The 18725-nt window shown below is 73.1% G+C and carries 13 protein-coding genes and 1 pseudogene; 10 read left to right on the top strand and 4 right to left on the bottom strand.

Annotation, left to right across the window (positions count from 1 at the left end; all coding sequences use genetic code 11):
• Positions 1 to 82 precede the first annotated feature (82 nt).
• Positions 83 to 1282: an acyltransferase family protein gene (locus tag ACZ3I4_RS23630; RefSeq protein ID WP_465384165.1), complete on the top strand. Its 1200-nt coding sequence runs from the start codon at positions 83 to 85 to the stop codon at positions 1280 to 1282.
• Here ACZ3I4_RS23630 and ACZ3I4_RS23625 read toward each other — a convergent pair.
• Positions 1204 to 5424 (bottom strand): alpha-(1->3)-arabinofuranosyltransferase domain-containing protein, encoded by a 4221-nt coding sequence (locus ACZ3I4_RS23625; protein ID WP_465384164.1) that lies wholly within the window; start codon positions 5422 to 5424, stop codon positions 1204 to 1206. The two genes, ACZ3I4_RS23630 and ACZ3I4_RS23625, sit on opposite strands and share 79 nt — an antisense overlap.
• A gap of 86 nt (positions 5425 to 5510) precedes the next feature.
• On the opposite strand from ACZ3I4_RS23625, the gene ACZ3I4_RS23620 reads away from it, so the two are divergent.
• Entirely contained in the window at positions 5511 to 6704 is a 1194-nt protein-coding gene (locus ACZ3I4_RS23620; RefSeq protein ID WP_465384163.1) for a glycosyltransferase family 4 protein, read from the top strand.
• Here ACZ3I4_RS23620 and ACZ3I4_RS23615 read toward each other — a convergent pair.
• Positions 6689 to 6850 (bottom strand): hypothetical protein, encoded by a 162-nt coding sequence (locus ACZ3I4_RS23615; protein ID WP_202995177.1) that lies wholly within the window; start codon positions 6848 to 6850, stop codon positions 6689 to 6691. The two genes, ACZ3I4_RS23620 and ACZ3I4_RS23615, sit on opposite strands and share 16 nt — an antisense overlap.
• An 85-nt stretch (positions 6851 to 6935) precedes the next feature.
• Positions 6936 to 8453: pseudogene (locus ACZ3I4_RS23610) on the bottom strand (MmpA family trehalose lipid delivery protein); the annotation flags it as partial.
• Positions 8454 to 8509: 56 nt separating this feature from the next.
• Between ACZ3I4_RS23610 and ACZ3I4_RS23605 the strand changes: the two are divergent.
• Both ACZ3I4_RS23605 and ACZ3I4_RS23600 read left to right on the top strand, forming a co-directional pair.
• On the top strand, positions 8510 to 9706 hold the full coding sequence (locus ACZ3I4_RS23605; RefSeq protein ID WP_465384419.1) for a polysaccharide biosynthesis protein: 1197 nt from the start codon (positions 8510 to 8512) through the stop codon (positions 9704 to 9706).
• A gap of 22 nt (positions 9707 to 9728) precedes the next feature.
• Positions 9729 to 12173: a fibronectin type III domain-containing protein gene (locus ACZ3I4_RS23600; protein ID WP_465384162.1), complete on the top strand. Its 2445-nt coding sequence runs from the start codon at positions 9729 to 9731 to the stop codon at positions 12171 to 12173.
• On the opposite strand, the gene ACZ3I4_RS23595 is transcribed toward ACZ3I4_RS23600, so the two are convergent.
• Complete coding sequence (locus tag ACZ3I4_RS23595; RefSeq protein WP_465384161.1) at positions 12170 to 12922, bottom strand: class I SAM-dependent methyltransferase; 753 nt, start codon at positions 12920 to 12922, stop codon at positions 12170 to 12172. The genes ACZ3I4_RS23600 and ACZ3I4_RS23595 overlap by 4 nt on opposite strands.
• A gap of 206 nt (positions 12923 to 13128) precedes the next feature.
• On the opposite strand from ACZ3I4_RS23595, the gene ACZ3I4_RS23590 reads away from it, so the two are divergent.
• The 6 genes from ACZ3I4_RS23590 to ACZ3I4_RS23565 all read left to right on the top strand — a co-directional run bounded on the left by ACZ3I4_RS23590 (position 13129) and on the right by ACZ3I4_RS23565 (position 18724).
• Positions 13129 to 14076, top strand: coding sequence for a hypothetical protein (locus tag ACZ3I4_RS23590; RefSeq protein ID WP_465384160.1), 948 nt, complete (start codon positions 13129 to 13131; stop codon positions 14074 to 14076).
• Between the two features lie 710 nt (positions 14077 to 14786).
• Positions 14787 to 15455 carry a LuxR C-terminal-related transcriptional regulator gene (locus tag ACZ3I4_RS23585; RefSeq protein WP_465384159.1) on the top strand — a complete coding sequence of 223 codons (669 nt, stop codon included), beginning with the start codon at positions 14787 to 14789 and terminating at the stop codon, positions 15453 to 15455.
• 112 nt (positions 15456 to 15567) lie between these two features.
• The gene (locus ACZ3I4_RS23580) at positions 15568 to 15930 is read left to right on the top strand and encodes a response regulator (protein ID WP_465384158.1); all 363 of its coding nucleotides are present in this window, start codon (positions 15568 to 15570) and stop codon (positions 15928 to 15930) included.
• 29 nt (positions 15931 to 15959) lie between these two features.
• On the top strand, positions 15960 to 16226 hold the full coding sequence (locus ACZ3I4_RS23575) for a hypothetical protein (protein WP_465384157.1): 267 nt from the start codon (positions 15960 to 15962) through the stop codon (positions 16224 to 16226).
• 8 nt (positions 16227 to 16234) lie between these two features.
• On the top strand, positions 16235 to 18196 hold the full coding sequence (locus ACZ3I4_RS23570; protein WP_465384156.1) for a phage tail sheath family protein: 1962 nt from the start codon (positions 16235 to 16237) through the stop codon (positions 18194 to 18196).
• A gap of 30 nt (positions 18197 to 18226) precedes the next feature.
• Positions 18227 to 18724, top strand: a complete 498-nt coding sequence (locus ACZ3I4_RS23565; protein WP_465384155.1) for a phage tail protein — start codon at positions 18227 to 18229, stop codon at positions 18722 to 18724.
• The last annotated feature ends 1 nt before the right edge of the window (position 18725 follow it).

Here is an 18725-nt window from a genome sequence, read left to right as displayed (position 1 = left end):
GTATCCCCGCACGGCCCGATCACCCATAATGGGCGCAGGTTACTCGCCAGTTACATAGTTGCGCGACCCCCTTGGACGGTTTATGTCTGCGCCCGTTACCAACCGGTCCCTTCATCGACTCCCGCCACTCGATGCGGTACGGGTCGTGGGAGCGCTTGCCGTGGTCGCGCACCATGTCGGGTTCGCCACCGGGGTCAATGTCGGCAATGGACCGTGGGCCGGTTGGCTGGCCCGTCTGGACGTCGGGGTGGCCGTCTTCTTCGTGCTCTCGGGCTTCCTGCTGTACCGCCCGTGGGCGCACGCCCGGGCCACCGAGCAGCCGCTGCCGGGCGCCGGCACGTACCTCTGGCGGCGGGCGTTGCGCATCCTGCCCGCGTACTGGGTCACGGTGGTGGTCTGCCTGCTGGTCGTGCCGCGCAACTCCGACGCCTCGGCCGCGGACTGGGTCCGGCACCTGACGCTGACCCAGATCTACGAGGCGTACGGGCTGCGGCACTCGCTCGGGCACACCTGGAGCCTGGCCACCGAGGCCGTGTTCTATGTGCTGCTGCCCCTGCTGGCCGTGCTGGCGCTGAGCGGCCGGCGCCGGGCCGGGCGGCCGGTGCTGATCCTCGTCGTCTCGGCGCTGATCACCGCGACGTGGGTCGCCCTGCTGAGCGCGGGTGTGCTCTCGCTCGGCCGGAACACCACCTGGCTTCCCTCGTACGCGATCTGGTTCGGCGCCGGCATGGCCCTGGCCTCGGTGCACGTGTCGCTGAGCAACGGCCTGCTGCCCCGCTGGCGATTCCTCGACGATCTCGGCCGGGCGCCGCTGGCCTGCTGGGCGATCGCGCTCGCGGTGCTGGGCGTGGCGACCACCTCGATCGCCGGGCCGCGCACCCTGGTCGAGCCGACCGCCGCCCAGTTCGGCCTCAAGATCACGCTCTACACGGTGATCGCGGTGCTGGTGCTGGTGCCGCTGGCGTTCGGCCCCCAGACCCGGGCCAAGGTCGCGTTCGGCTCCGGTCCCGCGCGGTGGCTCGGCCTGGTCTCGTACGGGCTGTTCCTGTGGCACCCCTTCGTGCTGGAAATGCTCTACGAGGTCACCGGGCGTCAGGAGTTCACCGGCGACTGGTTCTGGACGTACCTGGTCACGCTGGCCGGTGGTCTGCTGCTGGCCTCGCTGAGCTATTACCTGATCGAGAAGCCGTTCCTGCGGCTCGGTCACCTCCGCCGGCGGCGCCCGCCCGGAAACAAGACCGAGAGCCAGAGCGCGACCGCGGCGGCCACCGCGGCGAGCTGAGGCAGCGCGGCGGTGTGCCCGGCGTCGGCGGTCACCGTGAACCAGCCGGCGATCGCGAACAGCGCGGCCGGCAGCAGGAACCGGGCCCAGCCCAGCGCCCGGCGCAGCCACTGCCGGTCGCGACTGTCCAGATGCGGGCGCAGCGCGCGCAGGGTCACCACCACGGCCAGGCCCATCGCGGTCAGCCCGGCCGCGGTGACGCCGCCGATGAGCAGCAGCGCGGTCCCGCCGATCAGCGGGGGCAGCAGCCACCGGCGGCGGCGCCGCACGGGCGCCGCGACCAGCACCGGACGGCGGGACGGGATCACGGCGGCCACGGCCAGACCGGCGAGCAGCACCGCGCCCGCGCCGAGGGCGATCCCGAAGGTCTGATCGGGGGCGAACCGCAGGGTGACCTCGCCGGCCGGGCCCGCGGGCACGATCCAGCCCTGCTGCCATCCGTCCACGATGAGCGGTCGCAGCGTCGTGCCGCCCAGCGTCGCCTTCCAGCCCGGGTTGGTGTTCTCCCGCATGGCCAGCACACGCTGGGTGGGGGAGGCGTCCAGGTGCACGCGCCGCATCGTCGAGGTCCACTTGTCGACCCGTACGGGGCTCTCCCGGCCGCTGCCGGTCTCGGCCTCGCCGCCGCCGCGGCCCGCCTCCGGTCCGCGCAGCGGGGTCAGGCTGAGCCGGAGCGGATCCGCGGCCGAGGACGCGATCGCCACCACCCGGGTCTCGCCCGTGGCCATCCGGACCGGGCCGGTGCCCGCGGGCCCGCAGAGCCGGGTCGCCACCTCGCGCCCCTCGAGCAGTTCGCGGCGGGTGGCCACCAGCGCGGTGGTCCGCTGCACGCCGCCGATCGACAGGCTCGGGCCGGTGCCGCAGCGCAGGTAGAGCTTGCGGTCCGGGTCGGTGCGGACGGGCGGCGGGTCGTCCAGGACGCTCAGCTCGCTGACGCCGATCGGCAGTTCCCGCGTGGTGTCGCGGTAGGGGTCGAGCGACCGGGACGGGAAGGCGTTGGAGAACAGGACGGTGATCGCGCCGGTGCGCAGCGGCGGGTCGAACCGCAGCGAGCCGCCGTCGTCGAGGTAGCCGGTGCGGACGCTGGTGTCGCCGAGCACGGTGACCTGCCAGACGCGGGACGCGGCGACCCCGTCGGCGAGCCGGATCCGGATGCCGTTGACCTGACGCGGCTTGAGGAAGCCGAGCCGCAGCCACGGGTTCTTGTCCTCGTCGGCGGCGTACCAGGTGGTGCCCGCGTCGCCGTCGGCGACCACGCCGGGCCGGGCCGCCGGGTCGGGCATGCCGTTGCTGGAGGCGGTCACGCTGGGCACGATGCCGCTGGTGAGCGACGCGGTGCCGCCCGGGTCGAGCATGGCGTTGAGGGCCGCGCCGGGCCGCGGCCGGGCCCGCACGGAGACCGAGTAGAGCGCGGTCTGCGGGACCTCGGCCGTGCGGTCGATGTAACCGCCGTCCTCGGAGTCGCGGGCCTTGCCGCCCGAGCAGTACGGGCGGCCACCGGCGAAGTAGCAGGCCGCGGCCGAGGGCGCGGCGCTGAACACCATGGCCGCGGGCCGGCCGGCGACCGGCGAGGACGGCACGGCCAGGGTGCGCTGGGCGACCACGCCGGGCAGGCTCAGCTCGGTGATGCCGACGCCGCCGTAACCGAGCCGCACGTCGCGGACGGCGTCCACAGTGACGCGTACGGTGTCGGCCGGAACGGTGCCGGGCAGCGGGATCGTCACGTTGGTGCCGAAGATTTCGCGGGTCACCGGCTCGTTCGGACCGACCCGCACGGTGATGCGGGTGGGCACGGAGTCGGTGCCCTGGTCCAGGGTGAGCCCGACGCTGCTGATCACGCGCTTGCCGGGCAGCTCGACCTCGAGCCACTGGCCGGCCGAGGGCAGACCGGGCGCCGACCGCCACGAGGTGCCCGGGTTGCCGTCGAGGGCCGCGAACGGCTGGTGGGCCGGGCGCGAGCCGATCAGGGCGTTCGCCTCCGAATAGGCCGAGGACGCCCGTACGGTGCTGATGCCCCGGTAGCGCACGACGGTGTCCTGCTCGTCGCCCCAGGCGGGCAGGTAGTCGCGGGCGGGGGCGCCGAGCCGGCCGTCGTCGTCTGCCTCGAGCGTGGCCGAGGCCCGGTCGGCCGCCATGCCGAACGCGACCTCGCGGCGGCGCATGCCGTCGGTCAGCACCACGGGGCCGGGGCCCAGGTCGTCCGGCCGGTCGCCGGCCAGCACCGTGGGGCCGTCGGGCAGCTTTCCGGCGGCCGCCGCGCCCAGCAGCGACTCGGGTCCGCCGACGACGGTGGTCACGCTGCTCGCGTCGTACGCGGTGACCGCCTTGGCCGGCGGCTCGACCCGCCACACCTCGAGCGCGGGCACGCGGACGTCGAGGCCGTCGTCGACGAAGACGCCGGGCAGCCCGCCGCCGCCCACCTCGGGACCGAAGGTGGCCACCGGGGCCAGTCCGGGCGACCGCGACAGCGCCTGCCGGGCCACGATCGGCTGGGTGGCCTGGGCCCGGCCGTAGTTGAGGTCGGAGCGCAGCAGCAGGTAGCGCACGCCGGAGCGGGACAGCAGGGTGGCCAGGCCGGGGGAGCCGGCGCCGGTGGACAGCGCCTCCTCGACCGCGTCGAGCAGGCGGATGGTGGCCGGCGGGGTCAGCGGGATCGAGTTGCGCACGCCCCAGTTGCCCTTCATGAGGGCCTGGGTGATCTCGTCGCTCGGCCGGCCCCACAGATATTGCGGGAACCGGGCGCCGGGCACCACGAGCACCTGCTCGTTGTCCAGGTTGCGGTCGAGCCAGGTGGTGGCGTCCTTCCAGTAGCCGGGCACCTCGGCGAAGCTGCCGGGCGGCACCACCCCGCCGGCCAGCGCCGGACTGGCCACTCCGGCCATCGCGACCAGCGCGGCGCCGGTGACGACCGCGGCGCGGGCCCGGGCCGGTCTGCGGCCGGGCTCGGGGGCCGTGCGGGCCGAACGCAGGGCCAGGCCGAGCAGATGGGCCAGGCCGAGCACCAGCGGGATCCGGAGCACGACGTCGAACTTGTGGACGTTGCGCAGCGGGGCGCCGGGCCCGTCGAGGAAGGTGCGCTGGGCGTCGGCGAACAGACCGTCGATCGCGCCGACGTGCCCGAGCCCGACCAGGGCGAGCCCGGCCAGCAGGCCGCTGACCAGGAACCAGCGGTGCGGCACGCCGCGGCGTGCCAGCCCGGCCAGGCCCAGCCCGGCGACGACCAGGGTCGCGACGACGACCGTGGTCTCGGTGGCCAGCCGCCAGCCGGCCGGCCACAGCGGACCGAAGGCGCCGGTCAGGTACGCGTGCCAGTGCGAGGCGCCGCGCAGCACGGTTGTCGTGTCGGTCGCCGCGGTGGTGACGGCGGCAGTCTCGATGTAGTCGAGGAACGGCGGGCTGTACCGGCCGAGCAGCAGCAGCGGCACCAGCCACCAGGCCGTGGCCGCGGCGACGGCGGCGCCCCAGGCGACCAGCGCGCGGAACCGCAACCGGGCCGGGCGCAGGCCGGCCAGCCACAGCACGGCCAGCGGCACCACGGCCAGCACGGCGGTCGCGTTGACGCCGCCCGCGCACGCGACGACCAGCGCCGACCGGGTGACCGCGCGGCGGATCGGCACGCCCTGGCGCAGACCGATCAGCGGGAGCAGCACCCACGGCGCGAGGGCGGTGGGCCAGGCCTCGACCGAGATCGGGCCCAGCTCGGTGAGGATCCGGGGGGACAGGGCGAACGCGACCCCGGCGATGATCCGGGCCCACGGCGTGCCGATCCGCAGCCGCTCGGCCAGCAGCACCAGACCGGTGAAGGCCAGGCTCAGCAGCAGGGCCCACCACAGCCGCTGGACGACCCAGGCCGGGATGGCGAGCAGCTTGCCGACGAGGAAGAACGGGCCCATCGGCCAGAGGTAGCCGTACGCCTGATTTTGCAATTGACCGAAGGTCCCGGCCGGATCCCACACGTGCAGCGCCCGGCTCAGCCAGCCGCCGGGATCGATCACCAGGTCCACCTTGGTATCGATGGAGGTCGACCCGGGATCTTGCAGGAACGCGAGGGCCGTCAATGCCGCGCAGACGGCCAGAAGGCGCAAACGCCAGACCGAACGCGGAACCCCATCGTCGGCTGACGATTTCACTGCCGGCCGCATGTCGCTCCCGATTGACCGTTGCGGAGTCGGCAGGCGACCCCATATCGTGACCCGACCGCGAATGCTACTCGCGAGTAGGGGTGATTGTGGACACTTTTGTCGCCGGGTCCCGGCATGTGCTGTTCCTCAACTGGCGGGACACCCGGAATCCCCAGGGGGGCGGTTCCGAGGTGTACGTCGAGCGCATCGCGGGTGAGCTCGTCCGGCGCGGGCACCGGGCAACGCTGCTCTGCGCCAAGCACCCGTACGGTGCCGCGCGGGAGCATACGGCCGACGGCCTGCGGGTGCTGCGGCGCGGCGGCCGGCACACGCTCTATCTGCGCGCGGCCCTGCTCTACCTGCTGGGTTTCCTTGGCCTGGGCCCGCTGAGCCGGCGCCACGGCCGTCCCGACGTGATCGTCGACGTCGGCAACGGCCTGCCCTTCCTGGCCCCGCTGTGGGCCCGCTGCCCGGTCATCGCGCTCGTGCACCATGTGCACCGCGAGCAGTGGCCGGTGGTGCTCGGCCCGCGCCTGGCCAAACTGGGCTGGTGGATCGAGTCGTCGCTCGCCCCGCGCGTCTACCGCCGGTGCCGTTACGTGACCGTCTCGGCCGCGACCCGCGACGAGCTCGCGGTCCTCGGCGTCGACCCGGAACGGGTGACGATCATCCACAATGGCACTCCGGACATGACGGTCACGGCCCCGGTCGCGCGTACGGCGCATCCGTCGCTCGTGGTGCTGGGTCGGCTCGTCCCGCACAAGCAGGTCGAGGTGGCGATCGACGCGGTGGCCGCCCTGACCGGCGAGCTTCCCGGAATCACCCTGGTGGTGGCCGGGCAGGGCTGGTGGGAGCCGGCGCTCAAGGACTACGCGGCCGGGCTGGGCGTGGCCGACCGGGTCCGCTTCGCCGGGTTCGTGGACGAGCCGGAGAAGCGCACTCTGCTCAGCCAGGCGTGGGTGGCGCTGACCCCCTCGCTCAAGGAGGGCTGGGGCCTGACCATCGTCGAGGCGGCCGCGGTGGGAACACCGAACGTGGCCTTCCGCGGCGCCGGGGGCGTCGAGGAATCCCTCGTCGACGGTCGCACCGGACTGCTGGCCGACGACGCCGCCGACTACACCGCGAAGGTGCGCCTGCTGCTGACCGATGACACCCTCCGGCTGGCGATGGGCGCCGCGGCCCGGGCCCACGCGGGCAGGTTCACCTGGCCGGCGGCGGGCGAGCGCTTCTCGGCCCTGGTTGAGGGGGCCACGCACGTCCCGGCGCCGGCCGGGATGGACCGGACCTACCTGGTGCCGTAGACCCCGGGAACGACCTGCGTGTCGTCGGCGGTCTTGGCCGCCTCCGACGACGAGCCGGTCAAGGTCGAGGCCAGCGCCACCGACCCGATGGCGCCGAGGGCCAGGGCGATCACCCCGGCCAGGACCAGAGGAAGGGCCTTACGCATGTGGGGACTCCTTCTGAGCAGCGACATCGACAGGCTTGCGATGTGCGCGGGACGTTACCACCTAGTAACTTCTTTGCGAAGACCCGTTCTCGTACAACCGGAGGTCGGTTCCCGCATGCACCATTCTCAATCCGGCCAGCGCGCCGGGCGGGACCGGGGCCTCCCCTTCGACGCGCTGCACCACCACCCAGCGCACGCCCAGCGTGGCCAGCGGCCGCCCCTCGGCCAGGGCCGAGCGGATCTCATCGGCGCGCCGGCTCTCGCCCGCGATCACGCGGTCGCCGACGAGCAGGCGGTCGTCGCGCACCACGTCGGCGTCCACATAGCGGGGGAGTGGATCGATAACGGTCCGGGAACGATTCCAGGCGTACGTGTGGTAGCCGGCGAACGGCAGCGAGACCACCTCGCCCGGCGACCGCTCGATCGCGCGCGCCACGACGGCGAAGTCGTCCGGATATCGGACCGGGACCAGGCGACCGGCCGCCCCGTACGCGAGATCCGGCATCACCACCAGCGGCAGCAGCAGCGCGCCGGCCAGCACCTCGCGCCGGCCCGTGCGCTCGGCGCCCAGCGCGGCGCAGAGGCACAGCACCAGCGCGTACGGGATCAGGAACTTCTGCCCGTCCCGCAGCACGCCGGCCCCCGGCACCTCGGCCACCGCCCACTCGAGCAGGCCCCGGCCGCCGGGCAGCACGGCCAGCGAGGCCAGCAGGAAACCGCCGCCGGCCGGCACCAGCAGGCGGACCGCCATCCCGGCGGGCAGCCGTTCACGCAGCCGCCCCCAGCCCGCCACGGCCAGCGCGAGCAGCAGCAGGGTGCCCAGCGGGGCCAGCGGCGACGAACGGCTGGGCAGAGTGGTCTGCGCGTTCCAGACGCCGCCGGTGCCCAGCAGCGCGCCGATCGGCCCGGTCCAGTCGGCGCCGCGCGCGGCGAAGGCGGCCACCCCGGCCGGATCGCTGCGCCCGTCCGCCTGGCTGAGCGCGGTGGCGAGCAGCCAGGGCACGTTGAGCAGGGCCGGAACCCACGAACGGCGGGGACGCAGCACCAGCACGGTGGCGAACGCGATCAGGCCACCGGTCGGGGTCACCGCGGCCGGGGCGCAGGCGGCCAGCAGCCTCAGCGTGGAGCCGCGATCCCGCCCGTCCGGCTGTTCGATCGCCGGGCCACGGTTCCGCAGGCAGACCGCGACGATCCACGGCAGGCTCCCGTACGCCAGCAGCAGCCCCCACTGACCGAGGAGCAGACGCTCGGCCAGGAAGGGCGTCCAGGCGTAGGCGACCGCGGCGACCAGCCGGGGCCCGAGCCGCTCGGTGGGCACCAGACGACCCGCGCCCAGCGCCGCCAGCAGCAGGATCGCGACCAGGGCGACGCGCTGCACCACCCAGCCGGGCGCGAGCACCGACGCCAGCGAGACCAGCGCGTCCTGAGGCACGGCCCGGGGCAGGGTGGCGCTGGGGGCGACGAGGTCGGCGCGCAGCGGCTGACGCGGGACGAACATCATGTCGTACGAGAGCACGTAGCCCGGCGCGGCGAGCGGGGCGAGGACGGCCGCGGTCACCAGGACGGCGGTCGCGGGCAGCGCCCAGCGCCTCAATCGGTGCACGGCGGCCACTGTAAACGACCAACCGGTGAGGAACAGGCGTGACCAGGCAGACGGGGATGGGGGCGGCCGGGATCTCGGTGACCGCGGCCGGGGTGCTGGCCAACCTGCTGGCGTACGTGGTGCCGGTGATCGGCGCCCGCCAGCTCACCGCGGCCGGTCTCAGCGCGCTGGCCACCCTGCTGGCGATGACCGCGATCGCCGGGGTGGCCAGCACCGGTCTGCAGATCGCGGTGGCCGTGCACCGGGCCCGGCACGGCCCCACCTCGGTGACTCGCTCGGCGCTGCTGACCGTGCTGGTGACCGCGGGCGCGCTGGCCGCCGCGCTGCCGGTGGCCGTGCTCGTGCTGCGGCTGCCCGTCCTCGCCACCGTGCTGGCCGGCGTCTCCACCGTGGGCGTGGTCGCGGCCGGGCGCTGGCTCGGCGAGATGCAGGGCGACCAGCGGTTCGTGCCGCTCGCGGTGGGCCTGGCCGTGCTGGCCGGCGGCCGGTACGGCGGAGTGGTCGCGGGCCTCGCCGCCGGTCTCGGACTGACCGGGGCCCTGCTGCTCGGGGCGGCCACCGCCGTGCTCGTGCTGCCCGTGCTGCATCTGCTGGCCCGCCGCCCGGATGCCGCCGCCGCGGGGCAGCCGCTGGCCGCGCGGGCGGTGCTGACCGCGGGCGGCGCGACCCTGGCCATGCTCGTCGTCTCGTACGCCGACCTGATCCTGGCCCGCCGGTTCCTGCCGTTCGACGCCTCCGGCGCGTACGCGGTCGGGACCGTGCTGACCAAGGGCGCGCTCTGGGCCCCGCAGGTCGTCACCATCCTCGCCCTGCCCCGGCTGGCCCAGTCCGACCGCCGCACCCTGCGGGTCGCGCTGTCGCTGGTCGCCGCGTGCGGGGTGCTGCTGATCGCGGGCGCGGCGGTGGCCGGCGGGCTGGCGTTCCGGCTGGCCGGCGGCCCCGGGTACGCCGACCTGGGCCGCTACGCACCGGTCTTCGCGGCCACCGGAGCCGTCTACGGCGTGCTTTTCGTGCTGGTCAACGCCCAGGTCGCGGCGGGCGCCCGGTGGCCCGCGGCGCCGCTGTGGGTCTGCGCCGCGATCTTCGTGCTCGCCACCTGGCTGCTGCTTCCGCACACGCTGACCGGCATCGCCTTCGGCGCGCTCGGAACCGCGGTCGTCGCCCTGGCCGCCACGTCCGTCCTGGTCGGACTGCGGTTGCGGACTGCCGTTATCGCGCCGCGACCGCGGCATGCAACGCTATCGATCGATTGATCGGGCGGACGGGGGTCACCTGGTGCGGTGGGGAATGCGGTGGATGCTCGCCGCCTGGACGGTCGTGGTGCTGCTGGGTGTGGCGGCCGCGGCTGGGCCGAGGGCCGTGCCCGTGAACCCGGGCGGCACGTCCGCGGCCGAGCTCACGGCGATGTTCCAGCGTTACGGCGACACCTCGGGCGACTGGCTCGGCGCCGACCGGACGGCCTCGGTGCCGCTGCCCGACGGACGCCGGCTGTGGCTGTTCTCGGACACGTTCCTCGGCCGCCCCGACCCCGACGGCGCCCGGCCACGCTCGGCCTCGCTGATCCACAACTCGGCGATCGTGCAGGACGGCGATCGGCTCGAGACGGTCGTCGGTGGCAGCCCGGCCCGCCCGGCCTCGCTCGTCACCACCGGCGACGACGGCGAATACCACTGGATCGGCGACGCCTCGGTGCAGAGCGACCAGGTGCAGGTGCTGGTCAACCGGATCCGCCGCACCGGGCCGGGCCCGCTCGACCACGCGCTGGCCGCCACTGAACTGGCCACCCTGGCCCTGCCCACCCTGGCCACCGGCCGGCTACGCGCGCTGCCGCTGGGCGACAAGGTGTCGTGGGGCTCCGAGGTGATGACCGACGGCGGATACACGTACGTGTACGGCTCCGAGGCGGCCGGGACGATGAAGTTCGCCCACGTGGCCCGGCTGCGCGGCACCGACCTCGGGCAGCCGTGGGAGTTCTGGACCGGCCGGGACTGGTCGCCGAAGGCCGGGGATTCGGGGCGGCTGCTCAGCGGCGTCGGCACCAGCTTCGGCGTTCGCCGGGTGGGCGACCGGTACGTGCTGGTCACCCACGAGAACAACCTGATGTTCAGCGCGGACTTCGTGGCGTACACGGCGGCCACGCCGACCGGGCCGTTCGAGGGGCCGCACTATCTGTTCCGCGCGCCCGAGGCTGAGGCCGGGCACATCGTCTACGACGCCGACCTGCACCTCGAACTGGCCCGGCCGGGCACGCTTCTGGTGTCGTACAACGTCAACGACCTCGACGAGGCGGTCGCCTACGCCGACGCGTCGATCTATCGCCCCCGGTTCTTCGAGGTGCCGTGGCCGCCCCGGACTTCCCGGCAGCTGCCCGCGGCGCCGGCCGGCGTGACCGCGGCCCCGGACGGCTCGGGCACGGCCAAGGTGACCTGGCCGGTCGAGGGCGGCCGGGACTACCGGGTGTACCGGCGCGACGTCACGGCCGGGCAGACCCACTTCGTCCGGCTGCCCGGCACCGCCCCCGGCCGGTTCGAGTTCCTGACCAACGGCCACGAGTACGAGTTCGGCGTGACCGCGGTGGACCGGCGCGGCGAGAGCGCGATGTCACCCGTGGCCGCCATGACCGCGACCGTGCCGCCGCCCCCGCCGCCCGGCCTGGTGCGGGCCGAACCCGACAACGCCGGCAAGGTCACCCTGCACTGGGCCGAGGTGCCGTTCGTGCAGCTGTTCAAGATTTATTACCGGGATCTGACCACCGGGCAGCGCGGGCGCACCGGCGCGGGGGCCTACCCCGGGCAGAGCGCGACGGTCGGGCCGCTGCGGCACGGGCACGAGTACGAGTTCACTGTGGTCGCCGTGGGCGGCGGCGGGGACAGCAAGCCTTCCCAGGGCGTACGGGCCAAGGTGGTGGTGGCCGCCCCGCCGGCGCCCGGGATGCCCAGCGCGCAGGCCCGGCCGGACGGCACCGTGCTGCTCTCGTGGCCGCAGGTCGCGCCCGGCCTGGCGTACAAGGTCTATCAGCGTGACGCCACCGCGGGCGCCACCGACTGGGGCGTGCCCGGCTTCGCGCGCACGACGCAGTTCCGGTCCCGGCCGCTCGAGCACGGGCGCGACTACGAGTTCGTGGTGGCGGCGGTCAACGACGGCGGCGAGGGCACGCGGTCGCCCGTGGTCCGCGTGCGGGCCCAGCTTGCGCCGCCCGGCGAGGCGCCGACCGGCCTGCGGGCCCGGCCGGAGGGCACGACGGTCGAGCTGTCCTGGCAGTCCCGGGACACGTGGCACTGGATCTTCCGGCGGGACGCCACCGCGGCGGAGAAGGAGTTCACCCGCGAAGAGATCGGGGCGCGGGGGCGCAAGGCGACGCTGACCAACCTGGTGGCCGGGCACGAGTACGAGTTCAAGGTCGCGGCCTTCAACCCGGGCGGGACGGGTCCGCAGTCCTCGCCCGTACGGGTGGTGGTGAACTCGGCCCTGCCGACGGACCTGGCCGTGAGCGCGACCGGACCGGGCAACGCGCGGCTGACGTGGCGCGAGACCCGGACCGATGTGCTCTATCGGATCCAGTTGCGCGACGCCACGGCCGGCGAGCAGTGGCGCACCGATCCCTTCCCGGTCGACGGCAACCGCTACGACGCCATCCTGCTGATCGCCGGGCACCGCTACGAGTTCCGGGTGCAGGTGAACGACCGCACCACCGACCCCGTCTCGATGACTGCCCGCTAGTTGCGGCGCAGGACGAGCGCGAGGTTCCAGGAGAGGACCTCGCGCGCGGCCGGCACCTTGAGGATCCACTGGGCCCACCACGGGTGGTAGCGGGCGAGCGCGTCGACGAGCGTGGCCCCTTCGGCCCGGCGGGCCCAGGCCAGGGCGGCGCCGACCGAATACGGGTGCAGGCTCTGGCGGAACTTGTTCTTCGGCGGCTTGCCGTTGCGGCGCTCGTAGCGGCGGGCCGCGTAATGCCCGCCCAGGTAGTGCCACGGAGCCGTCTCGTGACCACCCCACGGCGACAGCCACGGCGTGAACGACGCGTAGATCAGTCCGCCGGGCCGGGTCACCCGGACCATCTCGGCGAGCATGCGCGGCGGGTCGGGCACGTGCTCGAGCACGTTGGAGGAATAACAGACATCGACCGAGCCCGTACGGATGGGAAGCTCCATGCCGCTGGCCCGGAGCGCGCCGATCGCCGAGTCCTCGCCGGTGACGCCGGAGGCCAGATCGCCGGCGTCCGGCTCGAGCCGCACGTAGCGGGCGCCCGCCTTGCCGAACGCGTCGGCGAAGTAGCCGGGGCCGCCGCCCACGTCCAGCACCAGCTGGTCGCGCAGGGACCCGTATCGGGTGAGCTGACCGACCGAGTCGGCCGCGAGCGCGGTGTAGAAGCGGTCGGGATCGGTCTGCTCGACCAGGAACGCCTGGAACAGCGAGACGGATCGCTGGAGCGTGGCTTTGTGCGGCTCAACGGTCGGGGCCGTCACCGGCGTCTCCTCTTGTTCGGCGGGCTTGCCGCAATCTACCGATGAGTAACTACGGTGACAACCTCTGACGCCGTCGACGATCATCGATGCTGGAAAAGTCCCCTGTTGAGGGATGTGTTCGGCGGGGCAGTGGGCAGCTTCGCATGCCGGTACTCTTCGGCGCTCGTACTGATCATGCAGCCCGCGCTCAAGGAGCTCACCCCACCGTGACAACTGTTCGACGCCTCCTCGGCCTGGCCGCGGCGGCCGCCCTCACCGCCGCTCTCGTGCCGGCGCCCGCCCACGCCGCGCCGCCCGCGGACCCCAACGCCATCCTGGTCGCCGGCCCGGCGCCCAAGACCTTCACCGGTGTGGCGGACAAGTGGGTCAACGAGACGATGGAGGTGCGCAACGACGGCGACAAGCCGCTGCGGGTCGTGCTCCACGTCAAGACGCAGGGCCTCTGGTTCGCGTCGAGCTACATCACCTGCAAATACAACGAGAGCCTCCCGTACGACCAGATCCCGGTCGGCACCCAGGAGGCGCTCTGCCAGCCGCCGAACGAGATCGAGCCGGGCGGCTCGTACAAGTTCGGCGGAGGGATGATCCGGGTCCACCCGATGGCCCAGCCCGGCGCCGAATACTCCTACAGCTTCACCTGGTACACCAAGGAGTACGCGGACGCGCAGGGCCCGACGTGGCTCGGACGCGACAAGCTGACCCGGGGCGGCTTCAAAACCCTGCCTCTGATGACGAAGGTGACTCCGGAGACGCCGTACACCGGCGACAACAGCAGCTCGGGCAAGGTCGTCATCCCCGCCGGGGGGACCCCGCCCACGACACCGCCGGCGACTCCGGGCGCCACGGTCACCCCGACCGCCACCGTCACCCCGACCGCCACGGTCACCGCCACCGTTCCGCCCGGCGGCGGGGAAGTAGAGCCCACGAACCCCATCCCGTCCAGTTCGCCGGCCACCCCGCCGGTGACGGCGGCCCCCACCACCGAGGCCCCGGGTGGCGTCGGCGGCGGTGACGCCGGTGGCGACACGGGTGGCGGCCTGCCGCTGACCGGCGCCAACATCGCCGTCATGGGCGGGCTGGGCGCGGTGCTGCTGGCCGGCGGCGCGGTGGCCTTCATCCTGGCCCGGCGCCGGCGGACAACGTTCACTGCCTGACCCGTCTACGATCGCCGGTCATGCGTCCTCAACGGACCTTGGCCGGCGTGGCGGCCCAGGTTTGACTGGGCCTACGCCAACGGCTACGGCAAGACGTTCGACGCCGTCACCCACCGCCCGTACCCGGCCTGGAGCAACGGCCGGAGCCCGTCGCGCCCGGAATGCTCGGCCCGCCGGTGGCCGAGGGGGAGCCTCAAGGCGATCCGCCTGACCAACCAGCGCGACGGCAGCCTGGCCCTGTTCGACGGCGCCGGCCAGAAGGTGTGGAGCACGGCCACGGCCGGTAAGGGCGATTCGGACCTGAATTTGCAGAACGACGGCAATCTGGTTCTCTATCCGGTCGCGACGCCGGCCAAGGCCTCTTGGTCGACCGGCACCTGGGGGCATTGAGCGCGGCGCCGTAAAAAGAGGAGTTCACCCCGAAAGGGGACCCGGCGGCCGAAATGGCGAGCGGCGTTTTCGGAATGTTGCTTTAGCAGACCCGCGGGCCGTGGTGGAAGCACCGAAAGGCTGCTCTCGTACGAAGATCCGGTGCGCGCGCCGCATGAACGGGTCGAAACCGAATGTCCCCCCACGGGGAATGGTATTTGCGCGGCGGATGCGGCCCCCTTGTTGAGGTGCGGGCGGTCTTGTCGTGCTCGCGTCACAATCCTTGCCGGTCCCCGGCAATTGCGCTTGTCTTTGCAGATCGGCGCCAGCGGAGGCATTCCATGACGATTGATCAACTCGGATCGGGCCTCGGCGTTCTGGTCGTCGACGACATCGCGTTGCACCGGGACAGCCTCGTCCGCGAGCTCGCCACCCAGACCGGGGTCGCGTTCGTGACCGGTGCCGCCGGCGCCGTGGACGCGTTGCCCCTGCTCGGTTCCGGGCGTTTCTCGGTGGTGCTGCTGAGCATGGCCGGGCTGGAGAGCCGCGGCATCTGCCGGCAGATCGTCACCGCGGCCGACCCGGCGCGCGTGGTGGCCTACGCAGTGTCGGTCAGCGACGGCGAGATCATGACGTGCGCCGAGGCCGGCGTCGGCGGTTACGTGCTGCGCGACGAACCGTACGCCCGGATGGTGACGGCCGTGCACAGCGCCGCCCGCGGCGAGATCTGGTGCCCGCCCCCGGTGGCGGCGGTGCTGATGCGCCGGGTCGGGCCGCGCGGCCCCGGCCTCGACGTCTCGGCCGGACCGGGCCGGCTGACCGCGCGCGAGCGGCAGATCCTCGGCCTGATCGACGACGGCATGTCCAACAAGGAGATCGCCCGCCGCCTGTCGATCGAGGTGCGCACGGTGAAGAACCACGTGCACAACCTGCTCGAGAAGCTGCGCGTGCACCGGCGCGGCGAGGCGGCGGCCCTGCTGCGCAGCCACGCCCGCCGATCCACGCTCTGAGCCCCGCCTGGTACCCGGGACCAGGACGGCCCCTGGTCCCTTCTTGAGCACCTTGCTCCATTCAGCCGGAACGGCCGCGACCGTAGCGTGGGAATCCGAGAAGGAGGCCCACGTGCAACCGGTGCGAGTCCTCTTCGGCGCCTTGCCGCCGGCCCTGTGCGAAGCGGTGCGCGCGGCGGTCGCCGCCGACCACGACCTGGAGGTCGTGGGCGTCGCGGCGAAGCCGTCCGCGCTGCTGCGGGCGGCCGGCTCGCTGCGGGCCGACGTGGTCGTGGTCGCGGCGACGGGCGACGAGGTGCCGGGCGTGGCGACCCACCTGCTCGACCAGTATCCGGGCATCCGGGTGGTCGTGGTCGGACCGCACGGCGCGACGGCCCAGCTGTACGCGATGCGGCCGCACGTCGACCGGTTCATCGGCTCGTCGCCGCCGGAGCTGGTGCAGGCGGTGCGCCGGGCCTGTCACCCGGCGGCCTGACCCACCCACACGAGGAAAGAAGGCACGACATGGCGGTGAGGATCCGCAGCCTGGCCGTCGCCGGGCCGCTCTATGTGCCGCTCACCAGCGGCCGCTCGGTGCGTCTGGCCCCCGGGGCGAGCAGCACCGACCTGGACGACGTCGAGATCGGCGGCAACGCCAAGGTCGACCGCCTGCGCGAGCGGGGGCTCATCGACGTCGAGGAGATCGGCGAGGAGCGGTCCCCGGACGAGCCGGAGGCCGCGCCGGCCGAGGAGAAGAAGACCCCCCGCCGCGCCGCCCGCGAGCAGAAATAGGAGCAGCCATGGCCACGGTGAGCTATCCGGGCGTCTACATCGACGAGGTGTCCAGCGGCGTACGACCGCTGGACACCGCCAGCACCTCGACGGCCGCCTTCGTCGGCCTGGCCCGGATGGGCCCGTCCGCGGCCACCCGGATCACCAACTGGACCGAGTTCCAGCGCGTGTACGGCGACTTCCTCACCGACGGCTATCTGGCCCACAGCGTCTTCCAGTTCTTCAACAACGGCGGACGGCAGTGCTACATCGTCCGGGTGACCCACCCGGAGGCCAAGGTCGCGTCGGTCACCGTGCAGAACCGGGCCGCCACACCGGTCGGCGCCGCGGTGCGGTTCTCGGCCCGCAACAGCGGCGCCTGGGGCAACTCGCTGCTGCTCACCGTCGAGGAGGGCTCGCTCGACCCGGGCAACGAGTTCCGGGTGAGCGTGCGCCGGCAGGCCGACCCCGACGTGGTGCCCGGCGACTTCCGCGACACGGCCCCGCTGGAGACGTTCGACGACCTGAGCGTCGACCCGGCCGCCCCCAACTTCGCCGGGACCGTGCTGTCGCAGAACTCCTCCCTCGTCGACGTTACCTTCCTCAAGGACAACACGACGACCCAGCGCGGCCTGTTCCGCGGCGGCGCCAAGCCGGGGCTGCCGCTGAAGACCGATCGGGCGCTGCTCGTCAACGTCGACGGCGACGGCTTCCAGCAGATCAGCCTGCCCGACGCGGCGGCCGCCTCCACCGACGTCGCCGTGGTCGCCACGGCCCTCAAGGACGCCGTGGTGGCGCTCGCGCCGGCCAAGAAGAAGAACTCCACCGACGCGGCCGCCTTCACCGGCTTCACCTGCACGGTCGAGGGCACCGGGGACAACGCGCGGCTGCTGCTGCAGTCCGGCACCAACAAGGCCGGCTCGTCGGTGCGGGTGCAGTCCGCACCGACCGGCGACGCGCTGAGCAAACTCCGCCTGGACGCCGCGGCCGGGGCGCACGCCGAGGGCGGCGCGGCCGTGCAGCGCCCCGCGCTCGTCGAGGCGCTGCAGATCGGCGACGCAGCCAAGGCCGGAGTCGTCTCCGACGCCGTGCTCGGCGACGACGGGAACGTGGGCGACTTGTCCGAGGAGAGCTTCGCCGCCGCCTTCTCCCGGCTCGACGCCGTCACCGACGCGAGCCTGCTGGCCGTGCCGGGCGAGGCCACCACCGTCATGTACGACAAGGGTGCGGCCTACTGCGGCAACCGGCCGCTGCGCGACATGTTCTATCTCGGCGAGACCGCGTCGCACGACGAGGACGCCGGCGACGCCGAACGGTTCCGCACCGGCCTCAACGTCGTCAACTCGTACGGGGCGCTGTATTTCCCCTGGGTGAAGTCGCTCGATCCGGCCGGACGATCACGGGCGCCGGTGCTGTTGCCGCCGTCCGGGTTCGTCGCCGGTCTGTACGCCCGCACCGACGCTACCCGCGGGGTGTGGAAGGCCCCGGCCGGGGTCGGCGCGACGCTCAACGGGGTCGTCAGCCTCGCCGCCGAACTGGGCGACGTCGAGCACGGCAACCTCAATCAGCGCGGCGTCGACGTGATCCGCCGGTTCCCGGGCTCCGGCGTGGTGGCCTTCGGCGCCCGTACGGTCCACCCGCCCTCGGACACCGAATGGCGCTACGTGCCGGTGCGGCGGACCGCCATCATGCTGCGGGTCAGCGTCTACAACGGCATCCAGTGGGCGGTGTTCGAGCCCAACGACGAGACGCTGTGGTCGCAGCTGCGGCTCAACCTGGGCGCCTTCATGATGTCGCTGTTCCGGCAGGGCGCCTTCCAGGGCGGCGCCCCGAGCGAGGCGTTCTTCGTCAAATGCGACGACGAGACCACCACCGCGGCCGACATCAACGCCGGGATCGTCAACGTCAAGCTCGGATTCGCGCCGCTCAAGCCGGCCGAGTTCGTCGTCGTCAAGATCAGCCAGAAGGCCGGACTCGCCGCCGGGCAGTAGTGGCGGCAGCGGGCGGAAGGAGCGCGGAGGATGCCCCGGTTCACGGTCAACACCACCCGGTTCGACCCCTACCTCGGGTTCAAATTCAAGATCGTCGTCGACGGCCAGCCGGTCGCCGCCGTGAACAAGTGCAGCGCGCTGAAGCGGACGACCGAGGTCACGCCCTGGTACGAGGGCGGCGACTCGAGCGCGCCACGGCAGATCCCCGGCAAGACCAAATACGACCCGATCACCCTGGAGGCCGGGGTCACCCACGACACCACGTTCGAGGAATGGGCCAACAAGGTCAACAACTTTGCGGGGGACGCGGCCATGTCGCTGGCCACGTTCCGCAAGAACATCACGATCGAGGTCTACAACCAGCAGGGCCAGAAGGTGCTGGGCTACAACGTGTTCCGCTGCTGGGTCTCGGAGTACCAGGCGCTGCCCCAGCTCGACGCGGGCGGCAGCGCGGTGCTGATCTCGACGATCAAGCTGGAGAACGAGGGCTGGGTCCGCGACCCGATCACCGAGCTCAAGGAGACGTGAA

Source organism: Actinoplanes sp. NPDC021490, assembly GCF_055562135.1.
Note: the sequence above shows the minus strand (reverse complement) of the source record. Positions and strands in the feature narration are given on the sequence as shown.